18 protein-coding genes are annotated in these 19,548 nt (G+C 70.9%); 7 read left to right on the top strand and 11 right to left on the bottom strand.

Translation table 11 applies throughout. From position 1 onward, the window contains the following. The gene (locus GGQ83_RS18265; RefSeq protein WP_242535217.1) at positions 1–1,509 is read right to left on the bottom strand and encodes an ABC transporter substrate-binding protein; all 1,509 of its coding nucleotides are present in this window, start codon (positions 1,507–1,509) and stop codon (positions 1–3) included. A 167-nt stretch (positions 1,510–1,676) separates the two neighbouring features. On the opposite strand from GGQ83_RS18265, the gene GGQ83_RS18270 reads away from it, so the two are divergent. Beyond that, on the top strand, positions 1,677–3,116 hold the full coding sequence (locus GGQ83_RS18270; RefSeq protein ID WP_184386425.1) for an enolase-like domain-containing protein: 1,440 nt from the start codon (positions 1,677–1,679) through the stop codon (positions 3,114–3,116). Here GGQ83_RS18270 and GGQ83_RS18275 read toward each other — a convergent pair. The 6 genes from GGQ83_RS18275 to GGQ83_RS18300 form a co-directional block, all read right to left on the bottom strand. Further along, entirely contained in the window at positions 3,103–4,077 is a 975-nt protein-coding gene (locus GGQ83_RS18275; RefSeq protein ID WP_184386426.1) for a Bug family tripartite tricarboxylate transporter substrate binding protein, read from the bottom strand. The genes GGQ83_RS18270 and GGQ83_RS18275 overlap by 14 nt on opposite strands. A gap of 53 nt (positions 4,078–4,130) precedes the next feature. Continuing rightward, a complete protein-coding gene (locus GGQ83_RS18280; protein ID WP_184386427.1) occupies positions 4,131–4,958 on the bottom strand; it encodes a sugar phosphate isomerase/epimerase family protein in 828 nt (275 codons plus the stop codon). 49 nt (positions 4,959–5,007) lie between these two features. Beyond that, entirely contained in the window at positions 5,008–6,165 is a 1,158-nt protein-coding gene (locus GGQ83_RS18285) for a dihydrodipicolinate synthase family protein (protein ID WP_184386428.1), read from the bottom strand. Between the two features lie 2 nt (positions 6,166–6,167). Then, on the bottom strand, positions 6,168–7,322 hold the full coding sequence (locus tag GGQ83_RS18290; protein WP_184386429.1) for a Gfo/Idh/MocA family protein: 1,155 nt from the start codon (positions 7,320–7,322) through the stop codon (positions 6,168–6,170). Between the two features lie 70 nt (positions 7,323–7,392). Continuing rightward, positions 7,393–8,025: a TetR/AcrR family transcriptional regulator gene (locus tag GGQ83_RS18295; protein WP_184386430.1), complete on the bottom strand. Its 633-nt coding sequence runs from the start codon at positions 8,023–8,025 to the stop codon at positions 7,393–7,395. Beyond that, a complete protein-coding gene (locus GGQ83_RS18300; RefSeq protein ID WP_184386431.1) occupies positions 8,025–10,286 on the bottom strand; it encodes a penicillin acylase family protein in 2,262 nt (753 codons plus the stop codon). The genes GGQ83_RS18295 and GGQ83_RS18300 overlap by 1 nt, the downstream gene beginning before the upstream one ends. A 142-nt stretch (positions 10,287–10,428) precedes the next feature. Here GGQ83_RS18300 and GGQ83_RS18305 point away from each other — a divergent pair, with 142 nt between their 5' ends. Further along, positions 10,429–10,926, top strand: coding sequence for an ureidoglycolate lyase (locus tag GGQ83_RS18305; RefSeq protein WP_184386432.1), 498 nt, complete (start codon positions 10,429–10,431; stop codon positions 10,924–10,926). Positions 10,927–11,114: 188 nt separating this feature from the next. On the opposite strand, the gene GGQ83_RS18310 is transcribed toward GGQ83_RS18305, so the two are convergent. Next, positions 11,115–12,437, bottom strand: a complete 1,323-nt coding sequence (locus GGQ83_RS18310) for a ferredoxin reductase family protein (protein WP_184386433.1) — start codon at positions 12,435–12,437, stop codon at positions 11,115–11,117. A gap of 275 nt (positions 12,438–12,712) precedes the next feature. Between GGQ83_RS18310 and GGQ83_RS18315 the strand changes: the two genes are divergently transcribed. Continuing rightward, positions 12,713–13,705: a Bug family tripartite tricarboxylate transporter substrate binding protein gene (locus tag GGQ83_RS18315; RefSeq protein WP_184386434.1), complete on the top strand. Its 993-nt coding sequence runs from the start codon at positions 12,713–12,715 to the stop codon at positions 13,703–13,705. Positions 13,706–13,815: 110 nt separating this feature from the next. On the opposite strand, the gene GGQ83_RS18320 is transcribed toward GGQ83_RS18315, so the two are convergent. Next, positions 13,816–14,292, bottom strand: coding sequence for a GNAT family N-acetyltransferase (locus GGQ83_RS18320; RefSeq protein WP_184386435.1), 477 nt, complete (start codon positions 14,290–14,292; stop codon positions 13,816–13,818). An 88-nt stretch (positions 14,293–14,380) separates the two neighbouring features. Here GGQ83_RS18320 and GGQ83_RS18325 point away from each other — a divergent pair, with 88 nt between their 5' ends. Both GGQ83_RS18325 and GGQ83_RS18330 read left to right on the top strand, forming a co-directional pair. Then, complete coding sequence (locus GGQ83_RS18325; RefSeq protein WP_184386436.1) at positions 14,381–15,631, top strand: DUF3422 family protein; 1,251 nt, start codon at positions 14,381–14,383, stop codon at positions 15,629–15,631. Between the two features lie 24 nt (positions 15,632–15,655). Continuing rightward, positions 15,656–16,468: a sulfurtransferase gene (locus GGQ83_RS18330; protein WP_207018324.1), complete on the top strand. Its 813-nt coding sequence runs from the start codon at positions 15,656–15,658 to the stop codon at positions 16,466–16,468. Positions 16,469–16,475: 7 nt separating this feature from the next. On the opposite strand, the gene GGQ83_RS18335 is transcribed toward GGQ83_RS18330, so the two are convergent. Beyond that, positions 16,476–17,021 carry a TlpA family protein disulfide reductase gene (locus tag GGQ83_RS18335; protein ID WP_242535226.1) on the bottom strand — a complete coding sequence of 182 codons (546 nt, stop codon included), beginning with the start codon at positions 17,019–17,021 and terminating at the stop codon, positions 16,476–16,478. Between the two features lie 93 nt (positions 17,022–17,114). Between GGQ83_RS18335 and argH the strand changes: the two genes are divergently transcribed. Both argH and GGQ83_RS18345 read left to right on the top strand, forming a co-directional pair. Continuing rightward, positions 17,115–18,443 (top strand): argininosuccinate lyase, encoded by a 1,329-nt coding sequence (gene argH, locus GGQ83_RS18340; RefSeq protein ID WP_184386456.1) that lies wholly within the window; start codon positions 17,115–17,117, stop codon positions 18,441–18,443. Beyond that, positions 18,440–18,580: a hypothetical protein gene (locus GGQ83_RS18345; RefSeq protein ID WP_184386437.1), complete on the top strand. Its 141-nt coding sequence runs from the start codon at positions 18,440–18,442 to the stop codon at positions 18,578–18,580. The genes argH and GGQ83_RS18345 overlap by 4 nt, the downstream gene beginning before the upstream one ends. Here GGQ83_RS18345 and GGQ83_RS18350 read toward each other — a convergent pair. After that, entirely contained in the window at positions 18,562–19,515 is a 954-nt protein-coding gene (locus GGQ83_RS18350; RefSeq protein ID WP_184386438.1) for a serine/threonine dehydratase, read from the bottom strand. The genes GGQ83_RS18345 and GGQ83_RS18350 overlap by 19 nt on opposite strands. Positions 19,516–19,548: the final 33 nt, after the last annotated feature.

A 19,548-nucleotide genomic window follows, 5' to 3' on the forward strand; every position in this document is an offset into this window, starting at 1 on the left:
TCACCTCGTGAAGCGGGTGGTGTGCAGGATGGGCGGTGCGAGGTTCAGCGCGGCCCGCAGCTCGTAGCCCAGCTCGATGCTGTCGCGGTAGGCCCAGAGCTGGAGCTGCTCATAGACCGGAATGCCGCAGACCTCCGCCACGATGCGTTCCTGCGCCTCGCGCCACAGCGCGTTGCGGCGCGCGGCATCCGTCTCGCTGCGCGCCGCGTCGATCTGCGCATCGGCCACGCGGCAATGGGAGAAGTTGGTCACGGCCGTGGGCGTCTGCACGATGGAGCGGCTGTGGAAGAACTGCGTCAGGTAGATGTCCGCCACCGGGAAGCGCGCCGCCTGGAAATGCACCACCTGGGAGAGGTTCTGCCGGATCTGCTGGTGGAAGGTGGCGTGTTCCACCGGCGTGATCTCGAGCGTGATGCCCGCGCGGCGCAGCTGCGCCTGGGCGGCTTCCATCACCGTCATCATGCCCGTCAGCGTGGTGTGGATGCTGCGGATGGTGATGCCGTTGGGGTGCCCGGCCTCCGCCAGCAGGGCGCGGGCGCGGGCGATGTCATGCGGCGGCAGCGGCATGGGCGCATGGCCCTGGTAGCCGCGCGGCACCACGGATTCCGCGGCCACCGAGGTGTCGCGGCCGCGCAGCTGCACCACCTGGTCGCGGTTCAGCGCATGGGCGATGGCCTGGCGCACGCGGATGTCATTCAGCGGCGGCATGGTCATGTTGAGATGGATGACCGACATCTCGGCCGGCTGCATCGCCACCACGCGCACATTGGGGAGCGCGCGGGTGCGCGTGAACCAGTTCTGGTCCTGGCGGCCATAGATCATGTCCAGCTCGCCGGCCTGGAAGGCCAGGTCGCGCGCCGCATCCGAGGGCACGAAGCGGAACATGATCTCGCGGATTTGCGGGCGGCCGCGGAAATACCCCTCATGCGCCGCCAGCCGGCCGAATTGCTGCGGCACGTATTCGGCGAAGGCGAAGGGGCCCGTGCCGACCGGGCGGCGACGGAAGCCCTCATTGCCCATCTGCTCCACGGCCGCCTTGCAGACCATGAAGCCGCCCGCGTAGTTCATGACCACGCCGAGCAGGCTCGGCATGTTGTTCTTCAGCGTGATGCGGACCGTGTGGCTGTCCACCGCCTCGACGCTGTCGAAGGCGGTGTAGTCCGAGGAGAAGGCCGAGGTCTCGCGCGTTGCCGCGCGGCGAAGGGAGAAGACGGCATCCTCGGCTGTGAACTCGCCGAAGCCGTGGTGGCATTGCGCGCCGCGGCGCAGGTGGAAGGTCCAGGTCAGCCCGTCGGCGGAGCTTTCCCAGCGTTCCGCGAGGTCGGGCTCCATGTTCTCGGGGCTCAGCTCACCGGGGCGCAGCCGCACCAGCCCGCTGAAGATGTGCTGCAGGAAGCCGCGCCCGGGCGTGGTGGAGTTGAGATGCGGGTCGAGCACGCCCGCATCGGCCGAGGCGATGCCGATCCGCAAGGTGGTCTGCTGGGCCGAGGCCGCCGCAGGCACGAGCATAATCGCCGCGGCCAGCGCCGCAGCCTTCCACCAACCCATGAGCCACCACCCGTTATGTTCTTGATGCGCGAAGCATATGAAACCGCCGGCACTCGCGGCAAGCAATGTTTGCGGGAACTCTCCCGCCCCCCGCGCGTCCGGTGCTAAGCAGCGGAAGGGAGACGTCCATGAAATTCCGCATCACCGCGCTCGAGGCCTTCGAGTGGTCATTCACCCTGCGCATGCCGTTCCGCTTCGGCGTGATCACGGTGCGCGATGGCATCCAGGCCGTGCTGCGCGCGCGCATCCGCACCGAGGATGGCCAGGAAGGCGAGGGCATGGCGGCCGAGACGCTCGCCGCCAAGTGGTTCGACAAGGACCCCGCGCTGAGCGACGCGCAGAACCAGCACCAGTTGCGCCGCAGCCTCGAAATCGCGATGGCGGGCGCGCTGGCCGCCGATGCGGACACCGCCTTCGGCCACTACGCCGCTGCCACGCGCCCCCACACCGAGGCCTGCGGCGCCGAGGGGCTGAACCCGCTGGTGGCGAGCTTCGGCCGTGCGCTGGTGGACCGCGCCGCGCTGGACGCGCTGTTGCGCCTGCGTGGCCTCGCTTTCCATGAAGGGCTGCGCGCCGGGATCACGGGCTTCGCGCCCGCCCGGCTCGACCCCGCGCTGGCCGGCTTCGACGCCGATGCGCTGCTGGCCGCCACACCCGCGCCCGGCCGCATTCATGCGCGGCACACCGTGGGCCTCGTGGACCCCATCACGGCAGCCGACGTGGAATCCCGCGTAAATGACGGTCTGCCGGAGACGCTGGAGGAGGTCACCGCCACCTATCGCCATGGCTGGTGGAAGCTGAAGGTGGGCGGCGACCTGCGCGCCGATATCGACAGGCTGTGCCGCATCGCCTCCGTGCTTGACCGGCTGCACGGCTACCACGTCACGCTGGACGGCAATGAGCAGTATGAGGATGCCGAGGGCGCGCTGGCGCTGTGGCGCGCCATGCAGGCGGAGCCGCGCCTGCAGCGCCTCGTGGCCTCGGTGCTGTTCATCGAGCAGCCGGTGAAGCGCGCCCGCGCGCTGGAGACCGGCATGTCCGCACTCGCCGCCGAACGCCCCGTCATCATCGACGAGAGCGACGGGCCGCTCGATGCCTTCGTGGTCGCGCGCGGCCTCGGCTATGCGGGCGTGTCGAGCAAGAGCTGCAAGGGCATCTGGCGCTCCTTCCTCAACCTGGCGCGCTGCCGCGCCTGGAGTGCCGAGGGTGGCGCCACGCGGCACTTCCTCTCGGGCGAGGACCTGACCACCCTCTCCGGCCTCTGCGTGCAGCAGGACCTGGCGCTGGTCAGCGCGTTGGGGCTGACCCATGTCGAACGCAACGGGCACCATTTCATCGACGGCTTCAACGGCCAGCCGCGCGATGTGGCGGCGCGTTTCCTGGCCGCGCACCCGGACCTCTATGCGGACACCTCGCGCGGGCCGCGGCTGGCCATCCACGAAGGCCTGCTGGAGATGGGCAGTCTCGCCACCCCGGGGCTGGGCAGCGCCGTGCAGCCGGAGGTGGCGGCGATGCGCGCGATGGCGCGGGCGGAGTGGCCGCCCGCGATCCCCTTCAGTTCACGGTGATGTTCGCCGCGCGCACCACGCGCCCCCACTTCTCGGTCTCCGCGCGCATGAAGCTGGCGAGTTCTTCGGGCGTGGAGCTGACCGGGTCCGCGCCCACCTGCGTCAGCCGTGCGCGCACGTTCTGCCGCCCCAGCGCCTCGTTCAGCACCGCATTCACCCGCCGCACCACCACCGCCGGCGTATTGGCCGGCGCCAGCACCGCGCCCCAGGAGGAGGCCTCGGCGCCCGGCAGGCCGATTTCGGCCACGGTGGGCACATCGGGCAGGGCAGGGTGGCGCCGTGCGCCCGTCACCGCCAGCGCCCGCACGCGCCCGCCCTGGATCTGCGGCAGCGCGCTGGGCAGCTGATCCAGCATCATCTGCACCGTGCCCGCCACCGTGTCGTTCAGCGCGGGGGCCGAGCCGCGATAGGGCACGTGCTGGATGTCCACCCGCGCCACCTGCTTGAACAGCTCCACCACCGTATGCGTCGAGGTGCCGTTGCCGCCCGAGCCATAGGAAAGCTGCCCCGGCCGCGCGCGCAGCAGCGCCAGCAACTCCTGCGCCGTCTGCGCCGGCACCTGGGAATTCACCACCAGCACGTGGTCGGTCGCGAAGGCCATGCCGATGGGCGTCAGGTCGGTCAGCGGGTTGAAGCCCAGCTGCGCGTAGAGATGCGGGTTGATGGTCAGCGTGCCCGTCGTGCCCATCAGCAGGCTGTAGCCATCGGCCGCGCTGCGGACCACGTTCTCCACGCCCACATTGCCGCCCGCGCCGGTGCGGTTCTCGACCAGCACGGGCTGGCCCAGCTGCTCGGCCATGGGTTCGCCCACCACGCGGGCCACGACATCGGTCGCGCCCCCGGCCGCGAAGGGAACCACGAAGCGGATGCCGCGCGTGGGCGTCCAGGACTGCGCCAGCGCGGCCCCAGGCAGGATGAGGGCCGGCAGCGCGAGGGAAGCGCGACGGGTGATGACGGACATGGTGTTTCCTCCTGTTGTGTTGGCGGGCCGTTCGTGCGGCCTCTGTGGTGCTGTCAGTGGGTGGCGGCGTGGCGCTCCCGGATGATGCGCAGCACGTCCTCGGGGTCCTCGCCCCACCAGCGGCGGGAGAGCAGTTCGACCTCGGTGAAGCCCGCATAGCCGGCGGCTTCGGCCATGCGGCGAAGGGCGGCGATGTCGATCACGCCGTCGCCCGGCATGCCGCGGTCGAAGACGAGGTCGGTGGTCGGCACCAGCCAGTCGCAGGCATGAAAGGCGGCGATGCGACCCTGGGCGCGCGCCATCTGCGCGGCGAGCTCCGGGTCCCACCAGACGTGATAGACGTCCACCGCCACCCCCACGCCCTCGCCCAGTGCGTCGCAGAGGTCGAGCGCCTGGCCCAGCGTGGACAGCACCGAGCGGTCGGCGCAGGTCATGGGGTGCAGGGGTTCCAGCGCGAGCGTGACACCCGCCGCGCGGGCCTCGGGCAGGATGGCCTCCAGCCCCTCACGCACCATGGCGCGTGCGCCCGGCAGGTCCTTCGAGCCGGGCGGCAGGCCGCCGCACACCATGACCAGGCATTGCGCGCCCAGCGCCGCGGCCTCGGCGATGGCGCGGCGGTTGTCCTCGATGGCGGCGGCGCGGCCGGCGGCGTCGGCGGCGGGGAACATCCCCCCACGGCAGAGGCCCGTCACCACCAGCCCCGCGTCACGGATGTGCCGCGCGGCGGCCTCCACGCCCATGGCGTGCAGCACGTCGCGCCAGGGCGAGATGCCGGGGATGCCTTGCCGCGCGCAGCCCTCGATGCATTGCGCGAGGCCCCATTTCTCCTTCACCGTGACGGTGTTCAATGAGAGCGGCGGGGCGTTGTGTGCGCGATTCACCTGCCGCTCCTTGCCGCTTCGCGGCAACGATGCTCCACGATCGCGCGCATCACGCCACCCCGTGCAGCGCCAGCAGCGTCCGCATGCGCGACGCCGCGAGGTCCGGGTCGCGCAGCAGCCCCGCCTTGTCGGCCAGGCGGAACAGTTCGGAGAAATGCTGCAGGCTGCGCGTGCTCTGCTGCCCGCCCACCATCACGAAATGGTCCTGGTGGCCGTTCAGCCAGGCCATGAAGACCACGCCCGTCTTGTAGAAGCGCGTGGGCGCCTGGAAGATGTGGCGCGAGAGCGGCACGGTGGGTGCGAGGATGTCGTGGAAGGTCGAGAGATCGTTCTTCGACAGCGCCGCCAAGGCCCCGCCCACCGCGGGCGCGATGGGGTCGAAAATGCCCAGCAGCGCGTCGGAATGGCCCTCCGCGTCGCCGGCGATGAGTTCCGCGTAGTTGAAGTCATCGCCCGTGTACATCCGCACGCCTTTTGGCAGGCGGCGGCGCATCGCGATTTCCTTCTTGTCATCCAGCAGCGAGATCTTCACGCCGTCCACGCGGTCGGCATGGGCGGCGATGACCTCCAGCGCCACCTCCATCGCGGCCATGTGGTCGTGATGGCCCCAGTAGCCTTCCAGCGCCGGGTCGAACATCTCGCCGAGCCAGTGGATGATCACGGGCTCGCGCACCTGGCGCAGCACGCGGTCATAGACGCGCACATAGTCGTCGGGGCTCCGCGCCGCCTTGGCCAGCGCGCGCGAGGCCATCAGGATGATGCGGCCGCCCATGGCCTCGACGGCCGCGCATTGTTCCTCATAGGCGCGGATCACGTCGTCCACGGTCACGTGGGCGCCGGGGGCCAGGTGGTCGGTGCCCGCGCCGCTCGCCATCACCGCGCCTGGCGTGTGCTTCGCCGCGTCGAGGCTCAGGCGGATCAACTGCTGCGCCGCCGTCCAGTCGAGGCCCATGCCGCGCTGGGCCGTGTCCATGGCCTCCGCGACACCGAGGCCGAGCGACCAGAGGTGCCGGCGGAAGGCGATGGTCCGGTCCCAGTCGATCTTGGCGTCGAGCCAGGGGTCCTGCTCGGCCAGCGGGTCCGCCACCACATGGGCGGCGGCGAGGGCGATGCGCGGGAAGGGGGGGGCCGCGTGCGGAAACTCGCGCGGCGGGGCCAGGGTGTAGGAGGCGAGGCCCGCGGGCGTGGGCAGGGACAGCGTGGCCATGGTCAGGCCTCAAGCTTCGGCAGGTCCACCCAGCGGCGTTCCTTCCAGGATTGCAGCCCCGCCATGGCGAGCTGCACGCCCTTGGCACCCGCCAGCAGGTTCCACGGGTAGTCCGGCACCTCGCCCGCGATGTGGCGCAGGAACAGCTCCCATTGCACGCGGAACCCGTTGGGGTAGGGCTGGGTGTCGGGCACCTTCTGCCAGCCCTCGAAGAAGTTGATGGGCTGCGGAATGTCCGGGTTCCAGACGGGCTTGGGCGTGTTCACCCGCGCCTGCGTCCAGCAATCGGTCAGCCCCGCCACGGCGCTGCCATGCGTGCCATCCACATGGAAGGTGACCAGGTCATCGCGCCGCACCCGCGTGCACCAGGAGGAGTTGATGTGCGCGATGGCACCCCCTTCCAGCTGGAAGGTCGCATAGGCCGCGTCATCGGCGTCGGCGTCGTAGAAGCTGCCATCCTCCTGCACCCGCTTGGGGATGTGGATGGCGCCGAGGCAGCTCACGCTCTCGACATTGCCGAAGAGGTTGTCCAGCACGTAGCGCCAGTGGCACAGCATATCGAGAATGATGCCGCCGCCCTCATCCAGCTTGTAGTTCCAGGAGGGGCGCTGGGTGGGCTGCAAATCACCCTCGAACACCCAGTAGCCGAATTCGCCGCGGATGCTGAGGATCTTGCCCAGGAACCCGCTGTCGATCACCATCTTGAGCTTGCGCAGCCCGGGCAGGAACAGCTTGTCCTGCACCACGCCGTGCTTGATGCCGGCGGCCTTGGCCAAGCGCGCCAGTTCCAGCGCATCCTCCAGCGTGTCGGCCGTGGGCTTCTCGCAATAGACGTGCTTGCCGGCGGCGATGGCCTTGCGGATGAGGCCCGCGCGCATCTGCGTCGTGGCGGCGTCGAAGAACAGCTCGTCCTTCGGGTCGGCCAGGCAGGCGTCGAGGTCGGTGCTGACGCGCTCGATGCCATGCGCCTTCGCCAGCGCCTCCAGCTTGCCGCGGTTGCGGCCGGTGATGATGGGGTCCGGCATCAGCGTGTCGCCATTGGCCAGCTTCACCCCGCCATCGCCCCGGATGGCCGCGATGGAGCGGATGAGGTGCTGGTTCATGCCCATGCGCCCCGTGACGCCGTTCATGATGAGGCCGATGCGGCGTTCCGCCATGGTCGCGTTTCCTTCCCGAAGTAACCAGATGGTTACTTCAGCCGGGACGCGCCATCAGGTCAAGCGGGAATCAGGGCCGCAGGTAGCCGAGCACGACCTCCACCGCATGGGCTTCGCGCGCCTGCAACGCCGCCTCGCTGCCAAGGTCGGTGCCGAAGATGGTGGACAGCGTGAAGCGGTTGGCCACCGTGAAGTGCCCGAGTGCCACGATGGAGAGGTAGAGCTGCAAGGGGTCCACGTCGCGCCGGAACAGGCCCTCGGCGGCGCCGCGCGCCAGAACCTCGCGCAGCCGCGTGGTCAGCGGCGAATACAGCGCCGGCACATTGCCGGAGCGCCGCAGATGCGCCGCCGCGTGCACGTTTTCCTGGTTCAGCAGGGCCACGAATTCCGGGTGCCGCGCGGTGTAGCGCAGGTTGAAGGCGACCAGCCGCGCCATGGCCTCGGCGGGCGGCAGGTGGGCGACGTCGAGCTGCTCCTCCTCCTCGCGCTTGGCGGCGTAGGCGGCCTCCAGCACGGTCAGCCAGAGGTCCTCCTTCGCGCCGAAATAGGCGTAGAGCATGCGCTTGTTGGCGCCGGCGCGGGCCGCGATCTCGTCCACCCGCGCACCCGCGAGGCCCTTGGCGGCGAATTCCGCCATGGCCGCGTCCAGGATGCGCTGGCGGGTGGCGGCCGCGCGCGGCGAGAGGGGCGGGGCCGCGTCCATCAGGCGGCGGGCCGCAGCAATAGGCGGGCTTCGGCGGCCGCATCCACCGCTTCGCGGCTGAACAGCAGCGGCACGGATTCATCGCGCGCCCAGAGGGGGAACAGGTCCCGGTAATGCGGGCTGTCCGGGTCGCCGGACTGGCCGGGGCTGTTGATGGTGAAGCTCCGGTCCCAGTCGCCCACATCCAGCACCATCCGCCAGGACACGCCCGAGATCACGCGGAAATCCGACGCCCGCCAGCCATTGTTGTTGATGGTGAGGTTGGAGCCGCCGCGCGGCGCCGGCCCCACATCCAGCTTCGCCGCCAGGGCGGGGGCGAAGCGCGACAGCGGATGCTCGAAATACCCCTGGTGCAGCGCGCCCCATTGCCAGGCGGCGGGGTCGTCGCCGAGCCGCTTCGTGGCATCCTCCCACGCCGCCAGCAGGGTTTCGCGGAGCAGCCCGTCGCGGCGGGCGGTGTCGGTTTCCAGCAGGTGCAGGACCAGTTGCGTGTCGGGCACGGCCACCATGGCCGCCACGCCGTCCGGCGCCCATGTCCGCATCACGCCGGGAACGAGGTGCCGCGCGAACCAGATCTCGAACAGTGCCGCCGGTCCGCTTTCCGCCGCCAGCCGGTGGTCCCAGCCGGTCAGCAGGGCGAAGGCCGGGTGCGGGTCGTCCAGCGTGGCCAGCAGCGCGCAAAGCCGACGCGCCGGCACGCAGGTGGTGTCCGATTGCAGCTTCAGCGTCTCCTGCACCGACCAGCGCCTGTCTCCCTCCAGCGCCTCCGACAGCCGCGCATAGCGCGCGCCATCGGTCCATTCGAAGCCGCTGCGCTTCGTGGCGAAGTCATAGCCCTCGGGCAGGTTCATCTGGTTGGCGGTGCCGAGCCAGCCGCATTCCGGATTCGTGGCGCGCGGCAGCCCGGAGGAGCGCATGATGCCCCCCCATTCATGCCGCCCATCGCCCGGCACCGGCAGCAGCCCGTCCGAGGTCGTCCGCACCGGCACCATGCCGGCCGCGGCCCAGCCGATATTGCCGGCCACGTCGGCGACGACATGGTTGCTGGAGGGCGCGCCCCAGCCTTCGAGTGCCGCGGTGTAGTCCTCGAAGCTGCGCGCCTTCAGGTAGTTCAGGCTGGCCAGATAGGCGGCATTGCCCGGCAATTGCCACACGCTACGCACCGCCCAGGCGCGGTGGCGCGACAGGTCGCGGTGCAGCACCGGCCCATGCCGGGTGAAGCGCAGCGTCACGCGCCGGGGCGCCTCGCCGCGCACCGGCACCTCCTCCTCGACCACCCGCATCCGCTCCCAGCCGCCATCGTAGCGATACAGCTCCGGGTCGTCGGCGTTGAGTTCGTAGACGTAGAGGTCCTCCTGATCCGTCGGATGGATGGTCAGCGAAAAGGCCAGCACGTCATTGTGCCCCAGGCTGACGCCCGGCACCGCCGGTTCCCCCGCGCCGATCACGTCCAGCCCCGGCGCCGTCAGGTGGGTGATGTAGCGCAGTGAGGGCTGTTCATGGACGCGGTGCGGGTCACTCGCCAGGATCGCGCGGCCGGTCGTGGTGCGGGACGGTGCCAGCGCCCAGTTGTTGCTGCCCTGGGCGTCCAGCGCCACAGGGTCGGTGGGCGTGCCATTGGCGATGGCGGCGGGGTCGGTCGCCAGCAGGTAGGTCCGCATGACCTCGGGCGGGACCTCCTCCGCCAGCCAGCCCTCGGGGATGATCACGGTCCAGTCCGGCTGGAGCAGCTTGTAGAAGCGGTCGGCCTCCATGCCGTGGCGGACGGCGATGTTGTTGCGCGTCACCTCGGCATCCAGGTTCCGCACACGGGCATGGGTGCGGCAGCGCACCACATCCTCGGGCGCCCAGCGGGCGGGCTGTGTGCCCAGCAGGTGGAATTCAAGCGGCAGGCGCGCGGGCTCGCGCGCCACCAGGTCCACATAGGCGTTGATGCCGGCGACGAAGGCCGTGGTCCAGGCCTTCGCCTCCGGCCCGTATTCCGCCCATTCGGCCTCCATGTCGCCGCGGTAGAGCAGCAGCCGCGCCGCCGCGTCGCGCTCGACATAGGCCGCGCCCAGATCGCCCGCCAGCAGCCCCAGGCCCCGCTTGCGCCAGCTGTCCATCTGCCACAGCCGGTCCCGCGCCGCCTGGAAGCCCTGGGCGAAGAAGGCGCCTTCCTGCGTCGCCGCGCGGATATGCGGGATGCCCCAGCGGTCCATGATGATCTCGGCCTCGGCGGGCAGGCCAGGGAGGTGCAGGGTCTCGGTGGGGATGCTCATGCGGCGGGGAATCCTGTCGGGGCCGCGGCATGGTGCGCCGGCCCGGAAAGCGCGAAAGCCAAGCCCCGGCGCCCGGGCCTGTCAATTCATGCGGCAAGCCTGGCGCGCGATGTGCGAAGAAGGCGCACGAGGAGAACACCGCATGACCCTGACCACGCTGCGCCTGAAGGCCGAACCCGCCACGCCCGAAGCCATCGCGCCTTACGGGACGCTGATCACCCCCGGCGAGGATGGCACGCCCTTCGGCCCCGCCGATGCGGCGCTGGAACTCGGGCGGGGCACGCCGCGGCTCTACATCATGCGGTTGAACCGCAAGCCGCTGCTGGTGCGCGGCATCACGCGGCACAGCCGCGTCACGCAATGCCTGGCGGCGATGGGCGGGCGCGACTGGTTCATCTGCCTCGCGGCGCCGCAAAACCCCGACGCGCCCGAAAGCCCTGACCCCGCGCGCATCGCCTGCTTCCGCATCGGCGGCGGCGTGGCGCTGGCATTGAAGCGGGGCACCTGGCATGCCGGCCCCTTCTTCGAGGCGGAGAGCGTGGATTTCCTGAACCTCGAACTCTCCGACACCAACGAGACGGACCACCACACGGTGCGCCTCGACCAGGAATTCGGCACGGTGATCGAGATCATTCCATAGAGCGCGATCCGCGAAGGCGGCATCGCCGCAGCGGTGAATCGCCCTCTCGGCCAAGGCGAGACCATGATGCGCCCTGGCGGATCATGGTCTAGCGCAGCCAGGCGAACAGCGCGGACATCAGCACGACGAGGGCGCCGGTCAGCACGGCCAACCACAGGGCGGTCTTGCGTCGCATGGGCGTCCTTCCTTCAGACGAGCTCGAAGATTTCGGTCTGGACGCGCGCGGGCTTCACACCCATCGCGTGCAGCGCGCCCTCGGCGGCGCGGGTCATGGGCGTGGGACCGCAGAGGAAATGGTGCAGGCGGGGGCGCGGCGCGGGCGGCAGATGGCGTTCCAGCAAAGCCTGGTCCACAAAGCCGGTCTCGCCCGTCCAGCCCTCGGGCGGGTCTTCCAGGATGTGGATGAGGCGGAGATCCATGCGTTCCCGCAGCCTCTCCAGCTCCTCGCGGAACGCCACGTCCTCCCAGTTCTTGTTGCCGTAGAACAGCCAGAAGGGGCGGCGGTCGCCCTGGGTGGACAGGCTGCGCAGCATGCTCATGACCGGCGTCACGCCCACGCCGCCCACCACGGCGACGAAGCCCTCCACGCCCGGCTGCATGGCGGGGGAGAACACACCGAAGGGCGCGTCCAGATAGGCCGTCTCGCCCGGCTTGATCTCGCCGATCTTGCCGGTGAAGTCGCCCAGCTCCTTGATGCCGAATTCGACGCGGGGCAGGGCCTCGGGCGGTGAGCTGATGGAGAAGGGGTGCTCGCGCAGCCCGAAGGGCGAGGCGCGCAGCGTCAGCCAGGCGAACTGCCCCGGCATGAAGCCGGTCAGGCCCCCATGGCCCACCGGTTCCACCGCCAGCGTCCAGACCTTGTTGCGCCCGGGACGCACTTCCACCACGCGCCAGGGTGCGCGCCGCTGCCGCCAGGGCTTCATCACCCGCAGCCACACCAGCAGGCCCAGCCAGCTCAATGTGACGGCAAGCCACAGCGCGCGCTTCAGCGGCGCCGCCGTGAAATAGCCGATGCCGATGATGTGCGCGACGGCCGCCGCGAAGCCCAGCGTGGCGAAGATCACGTGCAGGTAGCGCCACAGCCCATATTCCAGCCGCAGCGCCTTGCGCCATTCGGAGGTGACGACGGCCAGGCCGAACAGCAGCAGCGCCGCGCGCCCCGCCGTCAGCTCCCAAGAGGCGTATCGCGGGTCGAAGGTCTCGCCCAGCGTGTGGGGATAGAGCAGCCAGAGCAGCGCGAAATGCAGCGCCGCCAGCCCCAGCGCGATCCAGGCCAGGTAGCGGTGGAACAGGTAGATGATGTCGATGCCAAAGGGCGCGCTGAACTTGCGGATGCGCGAGGTGAGCGCGAACTGCACCCCCATCATGGCCATGGCCGCGAAGCCCGTCGCCATGGAGAAGTTCCACCAGAAGGAGCGCCCGGGCGGCACCTCGCCCAGGAGGAGCAGCGCCTGGGGCGCCAATACCAGCACGAGATAAAGCCCGATCCAGGCCGCAGGCCGCCGGCCCATGCGCGTTCCCCCTCCTGCGCGCCACGCGGCGCGGATTGAAGGGGGGGAACACCCCGCGCGCCCCCGGGTTGCTGGAGCAAGCGGCGTTCACATGCGTTCACGCCCCTTGCCCCAGCCATCCTTGCGCGCGGGATTCAGCGTTTTCGGTGATTCCACGCTCAACGCATCCCGCCCCCAGGATCGCAAGCCGCATGCCTCAGCCTCCATGTTGGGGAAGGAGCTTGGAAGGTCGGGGGAAGTTTCCCTAGTCTGCTCCCCGATACAGGAGAACAGCCTTGGCCCTTTCCCGTCGCGCGCTGCTGGCCGCCCCTCCCGCGCTGGCCGCCATCCCCGCCGCGTCCTCCGCCTGGGCCCAAGGCGGCGCATGGCCCTCCCGCCCCATCCGCATCATCTTGCCCGCCCCGGGCGGCGGCGGCACGGCCGACACGCTGGCGCGCATCTTCGCCAATGAGATGGAAAAGCGCCTGCCGCAGCCTGTCGTGATCGAGAACCGGGGTGGCGCGGCGGGAAATGTGGGCGCCAACCTCGCGGCGCGGGCGGCGCCCGATGGCTACACCCTGCTCTGGACCTGGGCGGGCACCATGGCGACCAACCCCGCCCTCTACCGCGACATGCCCTTCAACCCGCAGACGGACTTCACGCCCGTGATCCTGCTGGGCAGCGTGCCCAATATCCTGATCGTGAACAACGACTTCCCGGCGCGGACGCTGGCCGAATTCCGTGACCATGCCCGCGCCAACCCCGGCGCCATCAACCACGGCACCACGGGCAATGGCTCCTCCATGCACCTGGCGGCGGAGCTGTTCGCCTCGCGCACCGAGACGCGGCTGACCCATGTGCCCTACACCGCGCCGGCGGCCGCGGTGACGGACCTGCTCTCGGGCCGCATCCAGTCCATGTTCAACCTCGTCACGGGCGCGCAACCGCTGGTGACCTCGGGACGGGTACGGGCGCTGGCCGTGCTGTCGGAACAGCGCGTGCCGCAACTGCCCGACGTGCCGACGGCGACGGAACTCGGCATGCCGGGCCTTGCCTTCGGCACCTGGTTCTGCCTGATGCTGCCGCGCGGCGCGGACCCCGCGCTGGTGGCGCGGCTCAACACGCTGGCGAACGAGATCCTGGCCGACCCCGCCACGCGGCAGCGGCTGGAGGCCGCCGGCATGGCGTTGGATGGCGGCGGCACGCCCGAGCGGCTGCGCGATTATCTCGCCGCCGAAATCCCGCGCCACGCGGAGCTGGTGCGGCTTTCCGGCGCGCAGCTGAACTAAAGCAGCGTCCGATCGGGTTGAACCGCGAAGCGGTTCAGCCGCTCGGATATTGCTCTGGCGCCTGATCCGCGGAGGCGGCATCGCCGGAGCGGTGAAGCAGCCGCTACGGCCTAGATGGGCTTGCGGAGGTAGCGCACCCGCTTGCCATAACGGTGGTCGGTGGTTTCGCCCGCGATGGTGAAGCCCCGCCGCTCATGGAAGGCCATGCTGACTTCGTTCAGCGGTTCCAGATTCACCTCGCAGACCAGCAGCGCGATCTTGTCGGCCCGCGCGATGGCGGCAAGGTCTTCATACAGCGCGCTGGCCACGCCCTTGCCGCGCGCATGGGCGGCCACCACCACCCGGTCTACGTAGGCGAAATAGCTCTCGCGCGCCGTGAACCAGGCGTGGTTGGGGCCCTGGGGCGGCGTCGCGTGGTCGAAGGCCAGCAGGAAACCCGTGCCATCCGCCGTCATGCGCGCGGCATAGGCGTTGCGGAGCCGCCCCTCGAAGGCGTCGAGGGTCAATTCATTCACCGCCTCGGCCTCGCTGTTGTTCAAGTCCAGCAGGGCGGGCAGGTCGGCCTGGGTGATGTCGCGAATCTGCATGGGACCAATCTTCCACGCGGGGGCCGGCTTGCCCAGCGCCGCGACATCGTCATTCCCCCCAGGGCCGGGGCACGTTAGGTTTGCCCCGATGACGTTCCCCACCCATCCGCAGCGCGAGGCGCTGGCGGGCGAACTCCATGCCCGGCCGGCCATCCCGATCGAGCTGCCGGCGCGGCTGTCGCGGCTGGCCATGGCCAGCCCCGACCGCGAGGCGGAGGACGCGCACCTGGCCGCTCTCTGCGCCCGGCACGGCGTGGTGCCGCCGCGACCCGGTGCCTCCTGGTTCCTGGCCGATTTCGGCGCCTTCCGTCTCCGCTTCGAGCGCCACACGGAATTCACGGGCTGGAACTTCCTGGCCCCCGGCGCCGACCCGGAGCACCCCTTCGCCCGCCCCGCCATCGCGCATCTCCCGCCCGACTGGCTGGCGAAACTTCCGGGCCAGGCCATCGCCGCCACCCATATCTCGCTGGTGGACGCCAAGGTGGAGGCCTGCGGCTTCATCACCGACAGCATCGCGGGTGCGGCCGTGGCCGACCAGGTGGCCATGGTCTTCACCGATTTCCGCCTGCACCCGGACGGGTTCACGCGCATCCTGCTGACGGGCGCGCCCAACCCCATCCTGGCCGGTCGCCTCGCCCAGCTGCTGTGGGAGATCGAGACCTACCGCGCCATGGCCCTGCTGGCGCTGCCGGTCGCGCGTGGGGTGGGGCCGGTGTTGTCCGATGCCTCGGCGCAATTCGCCCGCATCTCCGCGCAGCTTCCCGCCCTGCATGAACTCTCCACCGAACGCGCCACGCTGGAGGAACTGACCGAGGTGGCCGGCGAGATCGAACGCGCCAGCGCCGACACCTCCGAGCGATTTTCCGCGAGCGCCGCCTATCACCGCCTGGTGCTGCGCCGCCTGTCCGAGCTGGGCGAGGTGCCCTTGCACGGCATCCCGACGCTGAGCCGCTTCCTGGACCGCCGGCTGGAGCCCGCCATGGCGACCGTCTCGGCCACGGGCGCGCGGATCAGTGCCCTCTCGCTTCGCGGGGCGCGGCTTGTCGAACTGCTGCGCGCCCGCGTGGCCGTGGCGCAGGAGGAACAGGCGGAGAAGCAATTGGCGACGCTGGCCGCCACCGGCCGCGCCCAGCTGCGCCTGCAACAGACGGTGGAGGGGCTTTCGGTTGCCGGCATCACCTACTACCTGCTGACCGTGATCGGATACCTCATCAAGCCGCTGCCTTTCTGGGGCCAGGTGGGCACCACGGCCGAGATCATCATCGCGGCGCTGGTCCCCGTCATCGCGGCGGTGGTCTGGCTGAACCTGCGCAAGCGCCGACTGGAAAGCGACCACTAGTCCCGCCCCCAACAGGAGTTCCCCATGGACCTGACCGACCCCGTGCTTCCTCCCGAAGCCGTGATGGCGCGCGGGGATGCGCTGATCCTGCTCGACACCCGGCCGGAGGCGGCCTTCCTGGCCGGACGCGCCGATGGCGCCCGGCACCTGCCCATCGAGGCCTGGGACCGCGCCATCAAGTCCGGCCAGGCGCCGCTGGATGATGCCGCGCATTGGGGCGGCGTGCTGGGCGGGTTGGGCCTGGATGGCGGCAAGCCCGTGGTGGTGCTGGATGATGGCCGCATGACCGAGGCGGCGCGCGCCTGGTTCCTGTTGCAGCATTTCGGTCTGGCGGCCGCCGTTCTGGATGGCGGGTGGCCGGCGCTGGAGCCGCTGCTGGAGGCACCCGTCTCCGGCCCCGCCGCCGCACCGGCGGCCGTGGCCTGCGTGGCGCGGCCCGGCACGGGACGGGTGGCGCTGATGGAGCGGGCGCCGCTGCGCGATGCGCTGGCCTCGCAGGCCCGGCCCCAGGTCTTCGACACGCGCAGCCCGGCCGAGCACCGCGGCGAGGACCTGAAGAACAACCGCCGCGGCGGCCGGCTGCCCGGGGCCGCGAACCTGCCCCACACCGCGCTGCTGGCCCAAGGCAACCGGTTGATGCCCGCCGAGGCGCTGCGCGCGCGCATGGAGGAGGTGGGGCTCAGCCTCTCCCGCACCGTGGTCACGCATTGCGACGGGGGCGGGCGGGCCGCGCTTGCCGCGCTGGCGGCGGTGCGGGCCGGCCACCCGGACGTCGCGGCCTATTACATGAGCTTCGCGGACTGGGCGGCGGACGAGGCCTGCCCCATCGAGCGCTGAGGCCGCGCTACCCCGCTGCGCCCGGCGAGGTCAGCCGCCGCACCGCCTCGACCAGCGGCGGCGCGTCCCACACAGCCTCGCCCGTCAGGCGGCCGCGCTCCATGCCGTCGCGGTCGATCAGCAAGGTGGTGGGCAGGCCGCGCGCGCCCGCGCCCCGCGTCGCCGCCCCGCGCGGGTCGAGCCAGATGGCCAGCCGTTGCAGGCCCAACCGCGCGTAGAAGGCCTCCACCACCTCGCGCCCGCCGCGGTCGGAGGAGAGGGCCAGCACCTGGATGCGCTCCTCCGCCACGATGCCGGCGAGCCGGTCGAGCGCGGGCATCTCGGCCACGCAGGGGGGGCACCAGGTGGCCCAGAAGTTCACCACCAGCCCTTGGCCCGCGAAATCGGTGAAGGAATGGGGCTTTCCCTCGGCATCGGTGAACTGCACGGCGGGGGCGGGGCGGCTGTCCTCGCGCAGGCGCTCGATGCCAGTCTGAGTGTGCTGCGCGAGAGCGGCTTGCGCAGGCAGGATCGCGGGGGCAACAAGGGCCAGGCCCATCTGGCGACGACGCATCAGCACGAAAGCGGCACTCCCTTGTCCATTCCCAACCAAACCGGAACCAACCAGCAATGGGGCGGGCGCTTCGCCGAAGGCCCTTCCGCCATCATGCAGGCCATCAATGCCTCGATCGGCTTCGATGCCAAGATGTGGCGCCAGGACATCCGGGGAAGCCTCGCCCATGCCGCCATGTTGGCGCATGTGGGCATCATTTCCAGCGAGGACGAGGCCGCGATCCAGAAAGGCCTCGCCGACATCGCCGCCGAGATCGAGGCCGGGCGCTTCGAATGGTCCGAGGCGCTGGAAGATGTCCACATGAACATCGAGGCCCGGCTGACCGACCGCATCGGCGAGGCCGGCAAGCGCCTGCACACGGCCCGCAGCCGAAACGACCAGGTGGCGACCGATTTCCGCCTCTGGGTGCGCGACGCGATTGACGGGCTGGCGGCGCAGCAGCTGGAACTGATCCGCGTCTTCGTCCGCCGCGCCGAGGAACATGCGGGCACCATCATGCCCGGCTACACCCATCTCCAGCCTGCCCAGCCCACCACCTTCGGCCACCATCTGCTGGCCTATGCCGAGATGCTCTGGCGCGACCGGGGCCGGATGCTGGATGCCCGCGCCCGGCTGAACGAATGCCCCCTGGGCTCGGCCGCCATGTGCGGCACGGGTTTCCCCATTGATCGCCACGCCACGGCCAAGGCGCTGGGCTTCGATGCGCCCACCCGCAACAGCCTGGACGGGGTGGGCAGCCGCGACTTCGCCATGGAATTCCTGGCGGCCTGCGCCATCTGCGCCACGCATCTCTCACGGCTGGCCGAGGAGATCGTGATCTGGACCAACCCCGCCTTCGGCTTCGTGACCCTGCCGGACAACCTGACCACCGGCAGCTCCATCATGCCGCAGAAGCGCAACCCGGATGCGGCGGAGCTGGTGCGCGGCAAGACGGGCCGCATCAATGGCGCGCTGGTGGGCCTGCTGACGGTGGTGAAGGGCCTGGCGCTGACCTATGCGAAGGACCTGCAGGAGGACAAGGAAGGCGTCTTCGACGCGGCCGAGAGCCTCACCCTCTGCCTCGCCGCCACCGCGGCCATGGTGCGGGACATGCAGCCCAACATCCCGCGCATGGCCGCCGCCGCCGGGGCGGGCTTCTCCACCGCCACCGACCTCGCGGACTGGCTGGTGCGCGAATTGAAGCTGCCCTTCCGCGACGCGCACCACGTCACGGGGCGCCTGGTGTCCAAGGCGGAGGGCATGGGCGTGGACCTCTCGGGCCTCACCATCATGGAGATGCGTGAGATCGAGCCGCGCATCCATGAGGGTGTGTTCGGCGTGCTGTCGCCCTCGGCCTCGGTGGCCTCGCGCCGCAGCCATGGCGGCACGGCGCCCGACAATGTGCGCGCCATGGCGCGCGAATGGCAGGAGCGCCTGGGATGAAGCGAGCCGTTTTGACCCTGCTGGTGCTGGCGCTGGCGGCGCCGATCCTGGCCGCCTGCGGCCGGGCCGGGCCGCCGCGCCCACCCGGCCCGCCCGACCAGATCACCTTCCCGCGGGTCTATCCGGCGCCGCGCTGAGGCGGGATGGCGAGGCTGGAAAGGTCGGTGTTGGCGCCGCAGACCAGCACCCCCACCCGTGCGCCCTCCGGCGGCACCCAGCGGCCGGAGAGCAGGGCGGCCAGCGCCGTGGCCCCGCCCGGCTCCGCCACCACCCGCGCCTCGTTCCACAGGCGAAGCTGCGCCTCGCGGATGGCATCATCCGTTACCAGCGCGGGCACCAGCCGTCCCTTCGCGCGCAGATTCGCGGCCAGCGGGAACATCAGCGCCCCCACTTGGCGCGCGCCCAGGCTGTCCGCCGCCGCGCCGCCCACCGGGGCCGGCACCGGCCGCCCGGCGGCCAGGGCCGCGTGCAGGCAGGGGCAGCCCTCGGGCTCCACGGCGACCAGGGTCACGCCGGTCGCCGCGTGCCAGGCCGCCATGCCGCCGATCAGCCCGCCGCCGCCCACGGCCACCAGCAGGTGCGTGACGCCGGGCGACTGCTCCGACCATTCCGCCGCCACCGTGCCCTGGCCGGCCAGCACCTCGGGCTGATCATAGGCATGGACCAGCAGCGCGCCGGTCTCGGCCGCGCGGGCCTCGCTGGCCTCGCGCGCGGCGTCATAGGCGGCACCCCCCACCACCAGCCGCGCGCCGAAGCCCTGGATGCGCGTGCGCTTCGCTTCGGCGGTGATCTCGGGGACGAAGATTTCGGCGGGCAGGCCCAGCGCCCGGGCGGCCGCCGCCACCGCCGCGCCATGGTTGCCGCCCGAGGCCGCCACCACCCCCGCCGGGCCGGGGGGCCGGGCGCGCATGGCGTTGAAGGCGCCGCGCGGCTTGAAGCTGCCCGTGATCTGCAACTGCTCCAGCTTCAGCGTCACGCGCCGGCCAAGGTCCAGTTCCATCACCGGGGTGCGCCGCACATCCCCCGCGATGCGGCGGGCGGCGGCCTTGATGTCGTCAGGCGTGGGGGTCATCCGCCCGGCAGACCATGCCGGCGCGCGCCGTGC

The sequence above is a fragment of the Roseococcus suduntuyensis genome (genome assembly GCF_014196305.1).
GTDB lineage: Bacteria > Pseudomonadota > Alphaproteobacteria > Acetobacterales > Acetobacteraceae > Roseococcus > Roseococcus suduntuyensis.